The sequence below is a fragment of the Dactylosporangium sp. NPDC050588 genome, assembly GCF_040654975.1.
In the GTDB taxonomy this organism is placed as follows: domain Bacteria; phylum Actinomycetota; class Actinomycetes; order Mycobacteriales; family Micromonosporaceae; genus Dactylosporangium; species Dactylosporangium maewongense.
The window spans coordinates 104,102-122,295 of the sequence record NZ_JBFAJA010000028.1; the positions used below are offsets into that span (position 1 = coordinate 104,102).

The 18,194-nt window shown below is 73.5% G+C and carries 20 protein-coding genes and 1 pseudogene; 14 read left to right on the forward strand and 7 right to left on the reverse strand.

All coding sequences use genetic code 11. The features are described from left to right. Positions 1-77: 77 nt before the first annotated feature. Positions 78-1,664, reverse strand: coding sequence for a methyl-accepting chemotaxis protein (locus AB0I21_RS21230; protein ID WP_360563421.1), 1,587 nt, complete (start codon positions 1,662-1,664; stop codon positions 78-80). A 129-nt stretch (positions 1,665-1,793) separates the two neighbouring features. On the opposite strand from AB0I21_RS21230, the gene AB0I21_RS21235 reads away from it, so the two are divergent. Continuing rightward, positions 1,794-2,408, forward strand: coding sequence for a dihydrofolate reductase family protein (locus tag AB0I21_RS21235; protein ID WP_360563423.1), 615 nt, complete (start codon positions 1,794-1,796; stop codon positions 2,406-2,408). 112 nt (positions 2,409-2,520) lie between these two features. Further along, positions 2,521-3,165 (forward strand): class I SAM-dependent methyltransferase, encoded by a 645-nt coding sequence (locus AB0I21_RS21240; protein WP_360563425.1) that lies wholly within the window; start codon positions 2,521-2,523, stop codon positions 3,163-3,165. Here AB0I21_RS21240 and AB0I21_RS21245 read toward each other — a convergent pair. Continuing rightward, positions 3,144-3,842, reverse strand: a complete 699-nt coding sequence (locus AB0I21_RS21245; RefSeq protein ID WP_360563427.1) for an AraC family transcriptional regulator — start codon at positions 3,840-3,842, stop codon at positions 3,144-3,146. The two genes, AB0I21_RS21240 and AB0I21_RS21245, sit on opposite strands and share 22 nt — an antisense overlap. Before the next feature lie 60 nt (positions 3,843-3,902). On the opposite strand from AB0I21_RS21245, the gene AB0I21_RS21250 reads away from it, so the two are divergent. After that, the gene (locus tag AB0I21_RS21250) at positions 3,903-4,145 is read left to right on the forward strand and encodes a hypothetical protein (protein ID WP_360563428.1); all 243 of its coding nucleotides are present in this window, start codon (positions 3,903-3,905) and stop codon (positions 4,143-4,145) included. Between the two features lie 11 nt (positions 4,146-4,156). Here the strand turns inward: AB0I21_RS21250 and AB0I21_RS21255 are convergent, their stop codons facing one another. Beyond that, positions 4,157-4,786, reverse strand: coding sequence for a hypothetical protein (locus AB0I21_RS21255; RefSeq protein WP_360563429.1), 630 nt, complete (start codon positions 4,784-4,786; stop codon positions 4,157-4,159). Positions 4,787-4,797: 11 nt separating this feature from the next. Then, on the reverse strand, positions 4,798-5,055 hold the full coding sequence (locus AB0I21_RS21260; RefSeq protein ID WP_344510619.1) for a PspC domain-containing protein: 258 nt from the start codon (positions 5,053-5,055) through the stop codon (positions 4,798-4,800). Between the two features lie 146 nt (positions 5,056-5,201). Between AB0I21_RS21260 and AB0I21_RS21265 the strand changes: the two genes are divergently transcribed. Then, entirely contained in the window at positions 5,202-5,675 is a 474-nt protein-coding gene (locus tag AB0I21_RS21265; RefSeq protein WP_360563430.1) for a molybdenum cofactor biosysynthesis protein, read from the forward strand. Here the strand turns inward: AB0I21_RS21265 and AB0I21_RS21270 are convergent. Then, a complete protein-coding gene (locus AB0I21_RS21270) occupies positions 5,659-6,081 on the reverse strand; it encodes an NUDIX hydrolase (protein WP_344510615.1) in 423 nt (140 codons plus the stop codon). The genes AB0I21_RS21265 and AB0I21_RS21270 overlap by 17 nt on opposite strands. 10 nt (positions 6,082-6,091) lie before the next feature. Further along, a pseudogene (locus AB0I21_RS21275) lies at positions 6,092-6,915 on the reverse strand (aldo/keto reductase). 74 nt (positions 6,916-6,989) lie between these two features. Here AB0I21_RS21275 and AB0I21_RS21280 point away from each other — a divergent pair. The 5 genes from AB0I21_RS21280 (at position 6,990) to AB0I21_RS21300 (ending at position 11,190) form a co-directional block, all read left to right on the forward strand. After that, complete coding sequence (locus AB0I21_RS21280) at positions 6,990-7,931, forward strand: LysR family transcriptional regulator (RefSeq protein ID WP_360563432.1); 942 nt, start codon at positions 6,990-6,992, stop codon at positions 7,929-7,931. Beyond that, a complete protein-coding gene (locus AB0I21_RS21285) occupies positions 7,901-8,032 on the forward strand; it encodes a hypothetical protein (RefSeq protein WP_360563434.1) in 132 nt (43 codons plus the stop codon). The genes AB0I21_RS21280 and AB0I21_RS21285 overlap by 31 nt, the downstream gene beginning before the upstream one ends. A 10-nt stretch (positions 8,033-8,042) precedes the next feature. Beyond that, the gene (locus tag AB0I21_RS21290; RefSeq protein ID WP_360563435.1) at positions 8,043-9,245 is read left to right on the forward strand and encodes a D-alanyl-D-alanine carboxypeptidase family protein; all 1,203 of its coding nucleotides are present in this window, start codon (positions 8,043-8,045) and stop codon (positions 9,243-9,245) included. A gap of 19 nt (positions 9,246-9,264) precedes the next feature. Further along, the gene (locus AB0I21_RS21295) at positions 9,265-10,143 is read left to right on the forward strand and encodes an aldo/keto reductase (protein ID WP_360563437.1); all 879 of its coding nucleotides are present in this window, start codon (positions 9,265-9,267) and stop codon (positions 10,141-10,143) included. Between the two features lie 90 nt (positions 10,144-10,233). Continuing rightward, positions 10,234-11,190 (forward strand): pentapeptide repeat-containing protein, encoded by a 957-nt coding sequence (locus AB0I21_RS21300; protein WP_360563439.1) that lies wholly within the window; start codon positions 10,234-10,236, stop codon positions 11,188-11,190. On the opposite strand, the gene AB0I21_RS21305 is transcribed toward AB0I21_RS21300, so the two are convergent. Then, positions 11,168-11,767, reverse strand: coding sequence for a TetR/AcrR family transcriptional regulator (locus AB0I21_RS21305; protein ID WP_360563441.1), 600 nt, complete (start codon positions 11,765-11,767; stop codon positions 11,168-11,170). The genes AB0I21_RS21300 and AB0I21_RS21305 overlap by 23 nt on opposite strands. Positions 11,768-11,860: 93 nt before the next feature. Between AB0I21_RS21305 and mddA the strand changes: the two genes are divergently transcribed. The 5 genes from mddA to AB0I21_RS21330 all read left to right on the forward strand — a co-directional run bounded on the left by mddA (position 11,861) and on the right by AB0I21_RS21330 (position 18,139). Continuing rightward, entirely contained in the window at positions 11,861-12,592 is a 732-nt protein-coding gene (gene mddA / locus AB0I21_RS21310; RefSeq protein WP_360563442.1) for a methanethiol S-methyltransferase, read from the forward strand. Positions 12,593-12,608: 16 nt separating this feature from the next. Next, positions 12,609-14,750 (forward strand): alpha/beta fold hydrolase, encoded by a 2,142-nt coding sequence (locus AB0I21_RS21315; RefSeq protein WP_360563444.1) that lies wholly within the window; start codon positions 12,609-12,611, stop codon positions 14,748-14,750. Positions 14,751-14,781: 31 nt separating this feature from the next. Continuing rightward, positions 14,782-15,120, forward strand: a complete 339-nt coding sequence (locus tag AB0I21_RS21320; protein ID WP_360563446.1) for an Imm51 family immunity protein — start codon at positions 14,782-14,784, stop codon at positions 15,118-15,120. Between the two features lie 83 nt (positions 15,121-15,203). Beyond that, complete coding sequence (locus AB0I21_RS21325; RefSeq protein WP_360563448.1) at positions 15,204-15,512, forward strand: DUF4287 domain-containing protein; 309 nt, start codon at positions 15,204-15,206, stop codon at positions 15,510-15,512. Between the two features lie 257 nt (positions 15,513-15,769). Beyond that, positions 15,770-18,139 carry a penicillin acylase family protein gene (locus AB0I21_RS21330; protein ID WP_360563450.1) on the forward strand — a complete coding sequence of 790 codons (2,370 nt, stop codon included), beginning with the start codon at positions 15,770-15,772 and terminating at the stop codon, positions 18,137-18,139. Positions 18,140-18,194 lie beyond the last annotated feature (55 nt).

Sequence of the window (18,194 nt, forward strand, 5' to 3'; positions counted from 1 at the left end):
GCTGGTCTCGTTGGCGGCGACGGCTGGCGGGTCACCGGGACGACCGGGTCGATGTCCATCGCCTGAGGCGCGAGCCGTCAGACGTGGAACTGGCCGGCCAGCGACTGCAGCTCGGCGGCGAGCCGGGCCAGGTCGTGGGTGGCGGTGCGGACCTCCGTCACGCCGCGGCTGGTCTCGTTGGCGGCGACGGCGATGCTGCTGATGTTGCTCGCGATGAAGCCGGCGCCCTCGGCCGCCTCGGTGATGTTGCGGCCGATCTCGGCGGTGGTGCTGGTCTGCTGCTCGACGGCGGTGGCGATCGTCTGCTGGTAGCTGTTGACCTGGTCGATCACCTCGGCGATCGCGGCGATCGCCGAGGTGGCGTCGGTGACGCCGCCCTGGATGGCCTGGATGCGGCCGGCGATGTCGCCGGTCGCCCGCGCCGTCTCCTCCGCGAGGTCCTTGACCTCGGCGGCGACCACGGCGAAGCCCTTGCCCGCCGCGCCCGCGCGGGCCGCCTCGATCGTGGCGTTGAGAGCGAGGAGGTTGGTCTGCTCGGCGATCGCGGTGATGACCTTCAGCACGGCGTTGATCTCGTTGGAGGCGGCGCCGAGCGCGTTGACGGTGCCGGTGGCGGCGCGGGCGGAGTCGACGGCGGTGCTGGAGACGCTCGCGGCCCGGCCGGCGTTGCTGGCGATCTCGCGGACCGACATGGTCATCTGCTCCGCGCCGGCCGCGACAGTCTGCACGTTGTGCGACACCTCCTCGGCGGACCCGGCGACGAGGTCGGACTGGGTGCCCGCCTCCACGGCCGCGGCCGCGATCTGCTGGGTCGTCGCGGACAGCTCCTCGGCGCTGGCGGCCACCGCGCGGGAGTGCTCGGAGATCGCGGTGACCACGCCGCGGGTGCGTTCGTTGGCGCGGTTGAGCCCGGCGGCCATCTCGCCGAACTCGTCGCGGCCGCGCACGACGGCGGTGCGGGTGAGGTCGCCGTCGGCCACCCCGGCGAGGACCGACGCGACGGCCCGCAGCGGCGGCAGGATCGACGAGCGCAGCAGCCACAGACTGGCGGCGGTCAGCACCAGGGCGAGGACGCTGACGGTCAGGATCCACCCGCGGGCGATCGCCCCGGTGTCGTGGAGCCGCTGGTTGCTCCACTGTGCCTGTGCCCGTGCCTCCGCGACCGCGTCGTCGCCGGCCTTGGTGATCCGGGTGAAGAGCTCGATCTCGGCCCCGAGGATGAGCTTGTCCGCCGCCGCGCGGTCCTGTGCGGTGCCCGACCGGTAGAGCGCGACGATCTGCTGGTCGACCTTCATGAAGTCGGCGAACGTCTGACGCATCAGGGTGATCTGTTCGTTGATGATGGCGTCGGTACGCCACGCGTCGAGCGAACCGAGATCCCGCTCGAACGCGGCCGCCGCGTCCAGGAACGCCTTGCGGCTGCCGGACGAGTCGGTGGCGGCGGCGGGGCCCTCGCGGGCGACGTCGAAGGCGTAGGCCGTCTGCCAGCCGTTGAGGTCAGCGCCGCGGAACTTGACCTGCAGCGCCGCGGCGACCGCCCGCTGGGCGTCGGCGGCCGCGAAGGCCTTGTCCCGCTGGCTCAGTGTGACGGCGTAGCCGAGCGTGGCGACGCCCAGCACCAGCACCATCGTGACCACGCCGCTGGCGAGGAGCCGCGTTCCCACCCGGACGTCCCGGAACCCACTCACATCACGGCGGATCGGCACCGAACTCCGACACTCCAGGCATACCCGTCGGTAACTTCCGGTTCGGACTAGGCTGGCCCGGTCACCGACTCGAAGGGAATCACCGCGATGGCGCAGGTCATTTCCACGTTGTTCATCTCGGCCGACGGCGTGGCCGAGATCGACCCCGACTGGCACTTCCCGTACTTCGACGACAACATGGGCCGCTGCGTCGGCGAGGACTACGACACCTCCGACGTGCTGCTGATCGGCCGCGAGACCTACGACAGCTTCGCCGGGGCGTGGCCCGAGCGGGAGGCCGCGGGCGGCGAGGACGCCGGGTTCGCCAAGCAGCTCGGCGACGTGCGCAAGGTGGTCGTGTCGCGGCAGCCGCTGGAGTTCACGTGGCGCAACTCCGAGCTGATCGCCGGCGACCTCGTCGAGGCCGTCACGGCGCTCAAGGCCGACCCCGGCGTCAAGGGCATCCTCATCCCCGGCTCGATCTCCGTGGTGCAGCAGCTGCTCGCCGCCGGTCTGGTCGACGAGGTGCGCCTGCTGGTGCACCCGGTGGCGGCGCGCAAGGGCCGCCGGCTGTTCGACGAGGGTGACGCCCCGTACCACCTGAAGGTGACGGCGACGGAGGTCTTCCCGACGGGCGTGATCCGGGTGATCTACGCGCCCGGCGAGCCGCCGGCGAAGGCCGGCTACGACGACGTCAAGAACCAGGTGCCCGCCGGCGAGTAGCCCCCTGAGCAGCCCCGGGGGCGCCGGTCCCGTCGCGGCGCCGGCGCCCTCGGGTCCGCGGCGAGCGTTCGGTGCAAGCCGGGCCGCCGCCGGGTCGCGCAGACTGCCCGGCATGAGCGATGACTTCACCCCCGCGCTCGGCCGCCTGGCGCCGACGAGGTTCTACGACCCGGTGGTCGCACTGACCCGGGAGCGACGCTGGCGGTCATCCGTCGTCATGTACGCGTCGCCCCGCCCCGGCGAGACCGTCGTCGACGTCGGTTGCGGGACCGGCACCCTCGCGCTGCTCCTGGCCCGCGCCGAGCCCCGCGCCACGATCGTCGGCGTCGACCCCGACCCTTCGGTTCTGGCGGCGGCCAGGCGCAAGGGCGCCGGTGCGGCGGTGCGGTGGGAGCAAGGGCTGGGCGACCAGCTGGTGCCGTTGCTGGGCACCGGATCCGTCGACACGGCGGTGTCCAGTCTCGTGCTCCACCAGTGCCCGATCCCGATGAAGCGGGCGATCCTCGCCTCGATGCACGCGGTCCTGCGCCCCGGCGGCCGGATGGTCGTCGCGGACTACGGGCTGCAGCGAACACGGGCGATGCGTCTGGCGTTCCGGACCGTACAGCTCGCCGACGGCAGGGCCGACACCCGGCCCAACGCCGACGGCGTCCTGCCCGGCCTGATCGCCGGTGCCGGGTTCGGCGACGTCCGCGAGGCGGAGGTGGTGCCCACGGTCACCGGGTCGATCTCGCTCTACGTCGCGCGCCGCCCCTGACGGGGCACCGGACCGGCGAGGGCGGCGACGGCCACGGCGGGGGTCAGGCCGATCATCTCGCGCATCCGGCGGGTCAGGTGGGCCTGGTCGGTGAAGCCTGCCTCGGCGGCCGCGTCGGCCGGTGACCGGCCCCGCTGCAGCGCCTCCGCCGCCCGCCGCAGCCGGGCCCACCCGCGCCAGCGGGCCAGCGGCATGCCCAGCTGCGCCTGGGCGAGGGCGCGCAGCCGCTGCGGGGACAGGCCGACAGAGGCGGCCAGGTCGGCCATCGGCGGCGCGTCGCCGCGCAGCGTCTCCATGACCCGCAGCAGCCGCGGGTCGATCCCGCCCGCCGGGCACACGCTCGCCGGGCCGAGATCGCCCTCGCTCATGGCGTGCAGCTCGGCCGCGTGCGCGATGCCTCCACCGTACCGCCGCCGCAACCGACCGGCGAAGACGCACTGCGGCTCGACGAAGAACGTGACGAGGTGCGCCGTCGCGAGCATCCTGTGCCGCACCATCGGCGCCACCACCAGCACCGCACCCCGGTGCTCGGTGCCGGCGGCGTCCACCAGCCGCACCTCGCCCCGCGCGGCGATCGCCACCTGAAACGCGGCGTGGCGGTGCGGGGCGCTGTCCGTCGCGGGTCCCCGGTACACCGCGTACCCGTCGCCGACGCTGAACCGCGCGCTGGTGTCCATGCACCGATCCTGCACTGCCGTGCGATGGGACGCGGGCCCGCCAGTGGGTATGCGGGAGGTATGAGCGACGAGAAGACGGACGAGAACGCCACGATGGGCACCACCGGCACGCCCGGCACCGCGGGCGCCGAGGCGATCGACGACCCGGACCGCCCGAACGCGTCGGCCGTGGGGGCGCGCACGACGCTCGGGCCGGGCGGGCAGGCGGACGCGCCGGGGCTGCCGTTCGACCGCAAGCCCGACTCCGGCGACCCGGTCCACTCCGTGCAGACCGCGACCGAACGCGGCGAGGGCGGCGGCTGAGCCGGCGCCGCCTAGAGCCTGACGACGGCCATGTCCCACTGGAAGCCGGCCTCGTCGGACCATGACGCGACGACGGTGCCGCGGGGGACCTTGAACGGGCCGGTGCCGTTGAAGACCATGCCGGCGGTGCCGTCGGCGCAGCACCAGCGCAGGTGGGCGAGCAGCTCGTCGTCCACGCCGGCCTCGGCCAGGGCGGCCTCCCACTCCTCGTCGGCGTCGAACTCGAACTCGAACAGGTCCTCGGGTCCGTCGCCGACCTGGGTGGCGGCGCGCATCGCGTCGAAGAGCGTGCCGTCGGAGGCGAGCCGCACGTACGCGACGCGCCAGTCCTCCGCAGGGGGCAGCTGGAGTTCGCGGCCCTCCAGCAATCCATCCGCCGATGGAATGTCGAACAGTGAACCGGCCGCGTCGACCCGCAGCGGCCCTTCGTCGTTCACCGCCAGGTGCTGGTGCACCAGGACGGTGTCGCCGCGCAGGGCCGCGGGGTCGAGCCACGCGGGCAGCCGGTCGAGGCCGGCCTCACGGAGGAAGTTGCCCCACGCGAAGGTGGCGTAGGTCGCGTCCTGCGGGTGGTCGGACAGCGGGGCGCCGAGCAGCGCCTCGAACGCGGGGGTGAGCCTGGCACGCCATTCGTCGGACATGCCGGTTGATCTTAGTGAGTGGTCTTCGCCCAGACGTCGACGGGCGGCGTCGCGGTCACCGGCTCGGCCGGCATGATGATCCACAGAATCGGGTAGATCAGGATCTGGCTGCCCGGGATCAGCAGCAGGATCAGGATGAACAGCAGCCGCGCCGGCCAGGGATCGATGCCGAAGCGCCGCCCGAGGCCGGCGCACACGCCGCCGAGCACGCGGCCCTGCGCCGGCCGGACCAGGCCCTGTTGTCGCATCGACTGGTGCACGCTTTCCATCGTCTCGCTCCTTCGTCGCGTGATCGCGTTGTTCCTCAAGCGTGCGCCGGCGGGACCCTGGCCGGCATCAGGGATCGGCCCCGGTCGCCCCCTGAGACCCGACAGCGGACCCGACAAGGGCCACGGGGCAGTGGCAGACTGCCGTCATGGCGGAGATCGTGGAGCTGCTGTCGTCGCCTTCGCATCGGTACGTGGGGCGCCCCGCCGACGGTCCGCTGCCGGCGAACGCCGGTGACCTCGTGCCCGAGATCCGGATCCGGGCCGGGCTGGGGGTCGTCGGCGACCGGTACTTCGGCAGGCCGGCGCACCGGGAGGCGAGCGTCACCGTCATCGCGCGGGAGTCGCTGCCCGGCGGGGCGGGGCTGACGCAGGTGCGGCGCAACATCATGGTCGCCGGGATCGCCGTCGACGAGCTCGTCGGCGCGGTGCTGACCCTCGACAGCGGCGACGGGCCGGTCCGGCTGCGGGTGCGGCGGGCCGCGCACCCGTGCGCCTGGATGGACGCGACCATCGGGCCGGGCGCGTGGAAGGCGTTGCGGGGCAAGGGCGGCGTGCGCTGCGAGCCGCTCGACGACGGGGTCCTGCGGGTCGGCCCGGTGGCCTTCACCGTGTCGCGCTGAGCTCCCGCCGGATCGCGTCGAACAGCGGCGACTCCCGCAGCTGCCGCCAGGGCAGGAAGAGCGGCTCGGGGAGGTCGTCGAGGTCGTGCCAGGCGAGGCTCACGCACTTGTCGGGCTCGAGGATCGCCGGCTCGCCCGCGAGATGGTCGGCGAGCATCCAGACGGTGACGTAGTGCCGGTCCTCGTCGGCGAAGACGTCGTTGGTGACGGCGCCGAACCGGACGTTGGTGATCTGGACGCCGGTCTCCTCGAGGACCTCGCGGACCGCGGTGTCCTCGAACGACTCGCCGAACTCGAGGTGCCCGCCCGGCACCGACCACGTGCCGGCGCCGTGCGCGCCGCGGCGGCGCCCCATGAGGAACCTGCCGCCGCGGCACACGAAGACCGCGATCCCCACCCTGACCACGGCAGGGAGCCTACTCGAGCTCGTCCAGGTCGGCCGGCCCGAGCGTGATGCCGGCGGCGGCGACGTTCTCCTCGAGGTGGGCGAGCCGGGACGTGCCGGGGATCGGCAGCACGACGGGGGAGCGGTGCAGCAGCCAGGCCAGGGCGACCTGCGTCCGGGTCGCACCGAGCCGCGCGGCGACCCGGCCGACGGCGTCCCCGCTGGTGTCGGAGCCCCTGCTCAGGGGCGCCACCGGCAGCCACGGCAGGAACGCGATGCCGTGCCGCTCGCAGTGCTCCAGCACCGGTTCGGCGGCGCGGTCGGTGAGGTTGTAGCGGTTCTGCACGCTGGCGATCGGCATGATCCGCGACGCCTCGACGAGCTGCTCGACGGTCACCTCCGACAGCCCGACGTGCCGGACCTTCCCCTCGTCGCGCAGCCGCCGCAGCGCCCCGATCTGGTCCGCGAGGGCACCTCGGGGTCGACGCGGTGGAGCTGGTACAGGTCGATGCGGTCGACCCTCAGCCGCCGCAGGCTCAGCTCGGCCTGCTGGCGCAGGTACTCGGGCCGGCCCAGCGGGATCCACTCCCGGCCGAGGTTGACCTGCCCGCCCTTGGTGGCGACGACGACGCCGTCCCGGTAGGGGTGCAGCGCCTCGGCGACGAGCTCCTCGTTGGCGCCCAGGTCGTAGGAGTCGGCGGTGTCGACGAGCGTGACGCCGAGCTCGACGGCCCGGCGGGCGACGGTCAGGGCGGTCTCCCGCTCCGGTGTGGCGGGCCGGCCGGTGAGCCGCATCGCGCCGAACCCGAGCCGGTGGACCTTCATGTCGCCGCCGATGGCAAAGGTTGTCTCCATGCGGTCCACCCTGCGGCCCACAACTGGTAAGGACAAGTGAAAGGTTCTTCAGGCAATCGCGTAGCATCGCTACGGTGTTGAACCTGGAGCGGCTGCGCGTGCTGCACACCATCTGGACGACCGGCTCGGTCGGCGGGGCCGCCGCCGCGCTGCACGTGACCACGTCGGCCGTGTCGCAGCAGATGGCCCGGCTGGAGCGGGAGGTCGGCCAGCGCCTCGTCGAGCGGCAGGGCCGCGGCATCCGGGTCACCGAGGCCGGCGCCGTCCTCGCCCGCAGCGCCGCCGACGTGCTCAACCTGGTCGAGCGGGTCGAGGCGGGCCTCGCCGAGCACCGCGGCGTCGTCGCCGGGCCGCTCGCCGTCGCCGCGTTCGCGACCGCGGCCCGGGGGCTGCTGCCCGGCGTCCTCGCCGAGCTGACCGGCCGCTTCCCCGACCTGGACGTGTCGCTGTCGGAGCGGGAGCCCGACGCGGCGGTCGCCGCGCTGCGCCGCGGCCATTTGGACGTCGCCGTCGTGCAGGACTGGTCCGACGACGTCCTCGGCGTCCCGGACGGCCTGTCCCGCCGGCACCTGCTGGACGACCCGTTCGACGTGGCGCTGCCCGCCGGGCACCCGCTCGCGGGGCGGTCCGCGGTCGCCGTCACCGACCTGGCCGGCGACGACTGGATCGGCTGGAGCACGGGCCAGATCTGCCACGACTGGCTCGCCGCCACCCTGCGCCGGCACGGCGCCCAGGCCCGGATCCGGCACACCGCGTCGGAGCACTCGACGCAGCTGGCGCTCGTCGCCGCCGGTCTCGGCGCGGCCGTCATCCCGCGGCTCGGCCGCGACCCCGTGCCGGCAGGGGTCCGGCTGGTGCCGATCGACCCCCAGCCGGCCAGGCGGGTGTTCGCCCTGTGGCGGGACAGCGCCGCCGCCCGCCCGGCCGTCGCCGCCGCCGTCGACGTCCTTGCCGCCCACGCCGCGGCCATGGACGCTGATCGCTCGTGGGCGGCAGGTCACGGGGGCACTGCCTGATCGTCGCCGGGCTCGGCCAGGCCGCCGGCCTGCTGGTGTTCGGGGTGGTGTTGATCGTGGTCGGCGGTGGTGCGGGGGCGTACCTCGCCGCGGAGCGTTAGTCTGCCCGCCATGAGAGCGACGGGTCTGGTGGCGGCCGTGGTGAGCGCGGGGTTGTTGGCGTGGCCCGCTCCGGTGCTCGGTGCGGCGCCTCCCGCGGTGGTGCCCTGCCCGTACGCCTCGATCCCCACCATCCCGCCGACGCCGCCGTCGCCCGTGCTGGACCCCGCGGCCCAGGCCGTCGGCGGGGACCAGCTCGGCACGACCGGGCTGGCCGTGGCGGCCGGGACGGCGGCGCCGCCGACGCTGTCGGCCATGTCGTGGATCGTCGCCGACCTCGACACCGGCGAGGTCCTCGGCGCGTGCGCGCCGCACCTGCGCCGCCGACCGGCGAGCGTGCAGAAGCTGCTGCTCGCCGCGACCGCCCTGCCGAAGCTGGACCCCGCGCAGGTCGTCGAGGCGACCGCCGAGGACCTCGACCTGCCCAAGGACAGCTCCGCCGTCGGCATGATCGTCGGCGGGAAGTACCCGGTGTCGACACTGTGGCTCGGGCTGCTGCTGCAGTCGGGCAACGACACCGCCAACGCCCTCGCCCGCGTCGCCGGTGGGGAGGGCGGGGTGGCCGCCACGATCGACGCGATGAACGCCGAGGCGCGCCGGCTCGGCGCCGACGACACCCACGCCGTCACCCCGTCCGGGCTCGACGCCCCCGACCAGCTCACCAGCGCCTACGACCTGGCCCTCATCGCCCGCGCCGACTTCGCCCGGCCGGACTTCATCACGTACGACACCACCCTCGCCTACCAGTGGCCCGCGCAGCCGCCGAAGGACCCGAAGGGCTTCCAGATCCAGAACGAGAACAAGCTCCTCACCAGCTACCAGGGCGCGATCGGCGGCAAGACCGGCTTCACCGACGAGGCCCGGCACACGTACGTCGGCGCCGCTCAGCGCAACGGCCGGCGGCTCGTCGTCACCGTCATGGGCGCCGAGATCGTGCCCGCCCGCGCGTGGAAGCAGGGCACGATGCTGCTCGACTGGGGGTTCGCCCTGCCGGCCGGGACGTCCGTCGGCCACCTCGTCACCCCGGAGGAGGCGGCCAAGCTGCACGCCGCCCCGCCGTCCGCCGCCGCGCCCGCGACGGCGGTCGCCCAGCCCGCGACCGGAAAGACCGGCGGCTACTCGATCTGGCCCACGATCCTCGCCGTCGGCGCGGTGGCGCTGACCGCCGGCGTGGTGGGTGTCGTGATGCTCATCCGGCGCCGCCGCCTGGAGTAGGACCGGCATAGGATCGGGCATGCCGTTCGAACCGCCCGCGATGCGCATCGGCCTCGGGCTCGCCGCCGTGGGCCGGCCCGGGTACATCAACCTCGGCCGGGAGCGGGATCTGCCCGCGGACCGGTCGGTCGAGGCGCTGCGGGCCCGCAGCCACGAGCTGCTCGACGCCGCGTACGCCGCCGGGGTCCGGTATTTCGACGTGGCCCGCTCCTACGGGCTGGCGGAGGAGTTCCTCGCCGGCTGGCTGCCCGGGAAGGCGGGCGCCGTCGCCGGGTCGAAGTGGGGCTACACGTACACGGCCGGATGGCGGGTCGACGCGCCCGTGCACGAGGCGAAGGACCACTCCGTCGCCACGTTCGACCGGCAGGTCGCCGAGACCCTGGAGCTGTTCGGGGACCGGCTCGACCTGTACCAGATCCACTCCGTGACACCGGAGAGCACCGCGCTCACCGACGCCACCCTGCACCGGCGGCTCGCGGACCTCGCCGCCACCGGCGTCACCGTCGGGCTGTCCACCAGCGGGCCGCGCCAGGCCGACGCGATCCGGGCCGCGCTGCGCGTCGAGGTGGGCGGCGAGCCGCTGTTCCGCACCGTGCAGGCGACGTGGAACCCGCTGGAGCCGTCCGCCGGGCCGGCCCTCGCCGAGGCGCACGCGGACGGCCGCACCGTCATCGTCAAGGAGTCCCTGGCCAACGGGCGGCTCGCCGGCTGCGACGCGGCCGCCATCGCCGCGGCGCTGCACCAGCCGTGGGCGGGCGTGGTGCTGTCCGGCGCGGCCACGACCGCACAGCTCGCCGCCAACCTGCGCGCCCTGGACGTCGACGACCCCGGCCCGCTCCCGCCCGCCGAGACCCCCGCGGCCTACTGGGCCCACCGCGCATCCCTGACCTGGTCATGAGGGCGCCCGGGCGGGCGTGACCGGCGCGACCGTGTCGCGATCCAGACGGAGTGCGGCGGCGGGGGTGCATGACGCTCGATGCTGTTGCGCGTGCCGACCATCCGCCTCGCCCGCGCCGCGGGTGCCCTGCTGATCATCGCCGTGCTCGTCGGTGCCGCCCCCGCCGCCGCGGAGCCGACCCCCGGCCCCGACTGCCCCGAGACCCGGGCGCAGCTCGCCGGGCAGCACATCACCACCACCGAGGGCCTGCCCGACCTCACCTGCGCTGACCTGCACGGCGCCGTCCTCGACGGCCTCGACCTGAGCCAGGAGGACCTGTCCGGCATCGACGCCCACGGCGCCTCGTTCCGCGGCACGGACCTCGTGCAGGCCACGCTGACCGGGGCCGACCTGCGCGGCGCCCGGTTCGACGACGCCGACCTCACCCAGGCGCACCTGGACCTCGTCGACGCCCGCGACGCGTCGTTCGCCGGTGCCGACCTCGGCCAAGCGCACCTGGACCTCGTCAACGCCCGCGACGCGTCGTTCGCCGACGCCGACCTCAGCCAGGCCGACCTGCCGAAGGCGGACCTGCGCGGCGCCGACTTCACCGGCGCGTCACTCACCCAGGCCGACCTCGGCGGCGTGGATCTGCGGGGCGCCCGCACGTTTTTCGCCGAGGCGATCCAGGCCGACGCGTCCGACGCGAAGGTGGACGTCCTCGACCCGCGCACCTTCCAGGCCGCGCTGCTGGCGATCCTCGTCGGCCTGGTGCTGCTGGTGAAGTCGCTGATCGACATGCTCAGGGGGCTCACGCCCGGCGACAAGCCGCTCAACCGGGGCCTGAAGCGCCTGGCCGTCTATGCGGTGGCCAGCCTGATGGTCTGGCTCCCCGCCGGGATGGTGCTGCCGCTGATGTTCGTCTCCGTCCTGTACCCGTGGCTCGTCGGCGCCCTCTTCGTCTACCTCTCGGGTGCCGTGCGCGGCTACCGCCCGGCCCGGTTCGACCGGCGCGACCCCGACCCGAACCCGGCGAACTTCAGCATCAACTTCGGGACGGCCCGCTGACGTCGCCCTCCTCGAAGTGGCGGATCAGGTCGCCGACGCTGCGTAGCCAGCCGCGGACGCGCCCGCTCCAGTCCTCGCTGCCGAGCAGGACGACGGCCTCACCGCCGAGGAACGACAGGCCGATGAGCCCGGCGACGTCGCCCGGGCGCATCGGCCCGAGCGACCCGAACCGCTGCTCGGCCTCCGTCGCCACCTGCACCAGCACGGCGAACCACGCCTCCAGCATCGCCGTCACCCGCGCCGCCACCTGCGGGTCGGACCAGCCGGCCGCGATCATCTCCTGCAGCACTCGCACGTAACCGGAGGCGAGGTCGTCGTCGAGGAAGTCGCACGCCTGCTCGTAGCGCTTCCAGAGGGGGGTCTCGGCGCCGTACATGCGGACCTGACGCGCCACGAGCTGCTGATTCTCATGGTCGAGCAGGGCGAGGATGACGCCCTGCTTCCCGCCGAAGTGGTAGTGGATCTGGCTGAGCGGCACCCCGGCCCGCTCGGCGACCCGGCGGGTGGACAGCGCGGCGTATCCGTCCGCGAGCAGGCACGTCCTCGCCGCCTCGATGATGCGGCCCTGCGTGTTCAAACCGTCCCCAATCGATGCGTGCTTGTTCGGTCGGTCGACCGAATGCTACCTTGCTGATTATCGGTCGGTCGACCGAACAAGGGAGGTGGCACCATGGTTCGCAAGATCTCGGTGGTCGGCTACGGCGCGGCGGCCTACCTGGCCTTCGTCGCCGCGCTGCTCTACGCGATCGGGTTCCTGGCCGGCGCCGGCGTGCCCAAGGGCATCGACGACGGCGCCGCCGGCCCGGCCTGGCGGGCGCTGCTCGTCGACTCGGCGCTGCTGACGCTCTTCGCCGTCCAGCACAGCGTCATGGCCCGCCCGTGGTTCAAGCGCTGGTGGACCCGCTTCGTCCCGGCCGCGATCGAGCGCAGCACCTTCGTCCTCGCCTCGACCGCGGTGCTGGTCCTGCTGTTCTGGCAGTGGCAGCCGCTGCCCGCCACCGTCTGGTCCGTCGGCCCGGCCTGGGCCCGCGGCGTCCTCTGGGCGGTGTACGCCCTCGGCTGGGCGGTCCTGGTGTTCAGCACGTTCGCCGTCGGCCACTTCGACCTCTTCGGCCTGCGCCAGGTGCTGGCCCGCGCCCGCGACCGGCACTACGCCGAGCCGGGCCTCCGCGAGCCGCTCGTCTACCGGCTCGTCCGGCACCCGCTCATGGTCGGCTTCCTGATCGCGTTCTGGGCGGCGCCGGACCTGAGCGTCGGGCGGCTGGTCTTCGCCCTGGCGTCGACCGGCTACATCATGGTGGGTGTCCGCCTGGAGGAGCGCGACCTGCGCGTCCAGCTCGGCGAACCCTACGAGGACTACCTGCGCCGGGTGCCGCGCTTCGTGCCCCGTCCGGTGCGCTGAGGGAAGGGTACGGGCGATGCGGGCGCGACAGGCCGACGCCGAGGGGTTCGTCGAGCACGACGGCGTCAAGATTCACTACGAGGTGCACGGTGCCGGCGGCCCGACGATCCTGCTGCTGCCGACGTGGACGCTGGTGCACAAGCGGGTCTGGAAGCTCCAGGTGCCGTATCTGGCCCGGCACTTCCGCGTCGTCACGTACGACGGGCCCGGCAACGGGCGGTCCGACCGGCCGCTGTCCCCGCGGGCGTACGGGCAGGCGGCGCAGGTCGCCTACGCGCTCGCCGTGCTCGACGCGACCGGCACCGACAGGGCCGTCGTCGTCGGGCTGTCCCGCGCGGTCAACTGGGCGCTGGAGCTCGCCGCCGAGCATCCCGGGAGGGTGCACGGCACGGTCGCGATCGGCGCCTCGATCGCGCTCACACCGCTCTCGCAGGCCCGCGCGGCCTCCGGCGGGCTGGACGACCGGACCGCGCCCGACCTGCCACCGTCGGCGGTGCCCCGGCTCGGCGCCGACCCGGCGAACCACTGGCGCAAGTACAACCGGCGGTACTGGCGGTCGCAGTACGAGGACTTCGCCTGGTTCTTCATGGGGCAGTGCTTCAGCGAGCCGCACTCCACGAAGCAGGTCGAGGACGGCGTCGCCTGGGCCCTCGAGACCACCGGGGCCGTGCTCGACGTCGAGAGCCAGGCCGACCGGCCCGGGCGCGAGGAGATCGAGGACTGGTGCGGCCGGGTGCGCGGCCCGGTGCTGGTGCTGCACGGCAGCGACGACCGCGTCGCCCCGCCGGCCCGCGGCGAGGCGCTCGCCGAGCTCACCGGCGGCGACCTGGTGGTCATCGACGGCGGCGGCCACATCCCGCTCGCCCGCGACCCCGTCCAGGTCAACCTGCTGGTGCGCGGGTTCGCCGAGCGGTTCCGCCCGGCGGCGCCGGTCCGCCGCGCCTGGAGCCGCCGGCCGTCCCGGCCCCGGCGGGTGCTCTACCTGTCCTCGCCGATCGGTCTCGGCCACGCCCGGCGCGACCTCGCCATCGCCGCGAAGCTGCGCGAGCTGCGGCCCGGCGTCGAGATCGACTGGCTCACCCAGGACCCCGTGACCCGGATGCTCGCCGACGCGGGCGAGCGCGTCCATCCCGCGAGCCGCTTCCTGGCCAACGAGTCCGCGCACGTGGAGAGCGAGTCCGGCGAGCACGACCTGCACTGTTTCGAGGCGCTGCGCAGGATGGACGAGATCCTCGTCGCCAACTTCATGGTGTTTCACGACCTGCTGGAGTCGGAGCGCTACGACCTCGTCGTCGGCGACGAGGCGTGGGACGTCGACCACTTCCTGCACGAGAACCCCGAGCTGAAGCGTTCGGCGTACGCGTGGCTCACCGACTTCGTCGGCTTCCTGCCGATGCCGTCCGGCGGCGAGCGGGAGGCCCTCGTCGCCGCCGACTACAACGCCGAGATGATCGGCCACATTGACCGGTACCCGCGCCTGCGTGACCGGTCCATCTTCGTCGGCGACCCCGACGACGTCATCGACGAGCCGTTCGGGCCCGGGCTGCCCCGCATCCGGGACTGGACCACGGAGCACTACGACTTCGCCGGCTACGTCGCCGGTACGGCGACCGGTGAGGAGCGGAGCGCGTTGCGGGCGGCGCTCGGCTACCGGCCCGGCGAGCGGGTCTGCGTGGTCACCGTCGGCGGGTCCGGGGTCGGCGGGCACCTGCTCCGGCTCGTCGCCGCGGCGTTTCCGGAGGCGGCCAGGCGGGTGCCGGGCCTGCGGATGATCCTGGTGGCCGGCCCCCGCATCGACCCGGCCACGGTGGCGGCCCCGCCGGGGCTGGACGTCCTGCCGTACGTGCCGGGGCTGGACCGGCACCTCGCCGCGTGCGACCTGGCGGTGGTGCAGGGCGGGCTCACGACGTGCATGGAGCTGACGGCGGCGGGGCGGCCGTTCATCTACGTGCCGCTGCGCAACCACTTCGAGCAGCAGTTCCACGTCACGCACCGGCTCCGCCGGCACGGCGCCGGGCGGCGGATGGACTACGACACCCTCACCCCCGACTCGCTCGCGGCGGCGATCGCGGAGGAGATCGACCGTCCGGTCGCCTACCGTGCCGTGCCGGCCGACGGCGCAGCCCGCGCCGCCGCCCTGCTCGCCGAGCTCTTCTGACCCGGTGTGCGGCGCCTGTCAGGATGTGCGGATGAATCCTCTGCGCTTGATCGAGACGTCGCCGGGCAAGTACTCGCTGCTGCTGAACGCCGGGAGCACCCCGGTCGACACCGCCGTCGAGACCCTGGGGCACGAACCGCACGGCTACTTCTGGGCGGCGATCGCGCGGCTGCTGGTGAGCGTCGAGGCGCCGGAGCTGGGCGGGCGGTTCTCCTACGACCCGGAGGCCGGCATGTTCTGCGCGTACGGGACCGACCGGGGCGCGCTCGAGGCCCTGTCGAAGCTGCTGACCCCCGTCGTCACGGACGTCGAGCAGGCCAGGAAGGCGGTCGCCCTGGCCGTGGCGAAGGGGGTCGACCTCGACGACTGAGGCCGGGCGAAAAAGTTCCGGGGCGGATGTCGAAAGCGCGGCGAGCCGTCCGACGCGTCTGTAGCGGCACGGTGAGCGTGCCGGTGACAGAGGAGACCGACATGTCGTTCCAGGCGTACCTCGACAACATCGAGACCAAGACCGGCAAGACCCCGCGGGAGCTGCTCGGGCTTGCGGCGGCGCGGGGGCTGGACGCGCCCGGGGTCAAGGCCGGCGCGATCGTGGACTGGCTGAAGGCGGACTTCGATCTCGGGCGCGGCCACGCGATGGCGCTCGTCCACGTGATCAAGAACGGCCCGAAGATCCCCGGCAAGCACGTCGGCACGGCCGGCACCCACCGCGACGACAGCGACACCCTGTGGCTGGACGGCAAGGCCAGCCGCCCAGCATGAACCGCCGGACCGGCGAATTCGATCAATTTCCGAGTTGATCAGCGAATCTCGATAGATCCGGCATTGACGGTAGTACAAAGGTCACTGATTGCAATATGGTGGCCTGACGTGTCGCGCACCCCGGCGACCGGGGAAAACGCCGCCCTCGTCATTGAAACGCGTCTTCTTGCACATGGTGAAAAGCGCAGATTCGAGCCACCGTCAATCAGCTGCGTCACATCGGAGGAGCCGTGCACCGCGTCCGTCGGATCTTCACATTGTTATCGGCAGCAGGCCTGCTCGCGCCGGCGTTCGTCGGCGTGCCCGCCGGCGCGGCCGCCGCGGAGACCGTCACCTCCGGGGCCTACACCGCGGTGATCAGGCGCACGAGCTACGGCGTGCCGCACGTGCTGGCCTCCAGCGTCGGCGGCGCCGCGTTCGGGCAGGGCTGGGCCTACGCCGAGGACCGGTTCTGCGACCTCGCCGACCAGGTCGTCAAGGTCCGCAGCGAGCGGTCACGGTGGTTCGGCCCCGGGCCTGACGGCGCCAACCTGGCGACCGACTTCGCCTACCAGTCGCTGGGCCTCGTCGACCGCGCCCGGGAGCAGCTCACCAGGCTGCAGCCCGAGGAGCGCGACGTGCTCAACGGCTACGTGCGCGGCTTCAACGCGTTCCTGGCCGCCGCCGGCCCCGCCAGGGTGCCCGGCTGGTGCGCCGGCCAGCCGTGGATCGCGCCGATCTCCGCGGTCGACGTCCTCGCGTACCAGCGCGACATCGCGCTGCTGGCCAGCGGCGGCGCGCTGCTCGCCCCGATCGCCTCGGCCACCCCGCCGGGCAGCGCGAGCGCCGCGCTCGCGATCGCGCCGGAGGTCACCACCGACGGGCTGGCCGCGCTGCGGCAGCAGAAGGCCCTGTCCAGCAACGGCTGGGCGCTGGGCGCGGACAAGACCCAGACCGGGCGGGGCATGCTGGTCGGCAACCCGCACTTCCCGTGGGAGGGCGAGCTCAAGTTCTGGGAGTCGCAGCTGACCGTCCCCGGGAGTCTCAACGTGTACGGCGCGAGCCTCGGCGGCATCCCCGGGGTGCAGATCGGCTTCACCGACAAGGTCGCGTGGACGCACACGGTCGCGGAAGGGTCGCGCTTCACGTTCTACTCCGTCGACCTCGTCCCCGGCTCGCCGACCACGTACCTCGTGGACGGGCGGCCCGAGGCGATGACGTCGAAGCAGGTGACGATCCGGGTCAACCAGGGCGGCGCGCTGCAGACCGTCACCCGCACCATGTGGTTCACCCGGTACGGGCCGGTGCTGGACCTGTCGGCGATCGACCCGGCGTTCGGGTGGACGGCGACGACGGCGTACACGTACCGCGACGCCAACATCGACAACGACCGGCTGCTGCGGGTGTGGATGAACATGGCCCGCGCCACCGACGTCGCCGGTCTGCGCGCGTCGATCGGCCGCGACCAGGGCATCCCGTGGGTGAACACGATCGCGACCGACTCGGCCGGCAACGCCTGGTACACCGACTCGTCGCCGACGCCGAACCTGTCCGTGGCGTCGCTGACGGAGATGGCGAACCACCCGCTCGGCGCGCTGAACGGCAGCGACAGCGCCAACGCGTGGGTCGTGCAGCCGGGGGCGCGCTCGCCGGGGCTGATCCCGTTCGCCCAGCAGCCGCAGTTGCAGCGGCGCGACTACGTCTTCAACTCCAACGACAGCCACTGGGTGCCGAACCAGAACGCCTTCCTGACCGGCTTCTCGCCGTTGCAGGGCTCGGAGGGCACGCCACTGTCGGCGCGGTCGCGGCAGAACCTGCGGCTCATCAACGGCACGGCCCGCTTCGACCTCGCCGGACTCGGCACCACCATCCTCTCCGGCGACTCGCTGACGGCCGCGGAGCTCGCCGGCTACACGGTGGCGTCCTGCCGCGCGCAGGGCACCCGGCCCGTGAACGTGGACGGCACGCCGGTCGATATCAGTGCCGGTTGCGCCGCGCTCGCCGCCTGGGACCGGCTGTTCGACCTGTCGAGCCGCGGCGCGGTGCTGTGGCGGGAGACGATCGGCGCGGTCCTCGCCGAGCACCCCGACGCGCTCACGACCGCGGGCCCGTTGTTCGGCGTGGCGTTCAACCCCGCGGACCCTGGCCGCACCCCGCGCGGCGCACCGGCCGACCCGGCGCCGCTGCTGACGGGGCTCGCCCGCGCGATGCTGCGGATGCGCGCCGTCGGCCTGCCGCTGAACGTGCAGCTGCAGTCCGTCCAGTACACCGTGAAGGCCGGCCAGCGGATCCCGGTGCCCGGCTCGACGGAGAACGTCGGCATCGCCAACATGGCGCAGTACGAACCGTTCCCGGGCTCGTCCCGTGAGCCGTTCATGAACCCGGGCACGTTCGCCGAGGGCAGCGACCTCACCGACCGCGGGTACGTGGTGAACTACGGCACCAGCTTCCTGCTGACGCTCGCGTTCACGTCCTCCGGCCCGTCGGCGCGCTGCGTCCTCACCTACAGCGAGTCCACCGACCCGAACTCGCCCAACTCCACCGACCAGACGCTGCTGTTCCGCAACAAGCAGCTGCGCGACTGCCGCTACTCGGAGGCGTCGATCGCCGCCGACCCGAAGCTCTCCATCAGGACAGTGCGGGGGTGATCCCGGCGGCCCGGGCCGCCGCCCACCGAAGCAGCCAAGCGACCCCCCAGGCAGC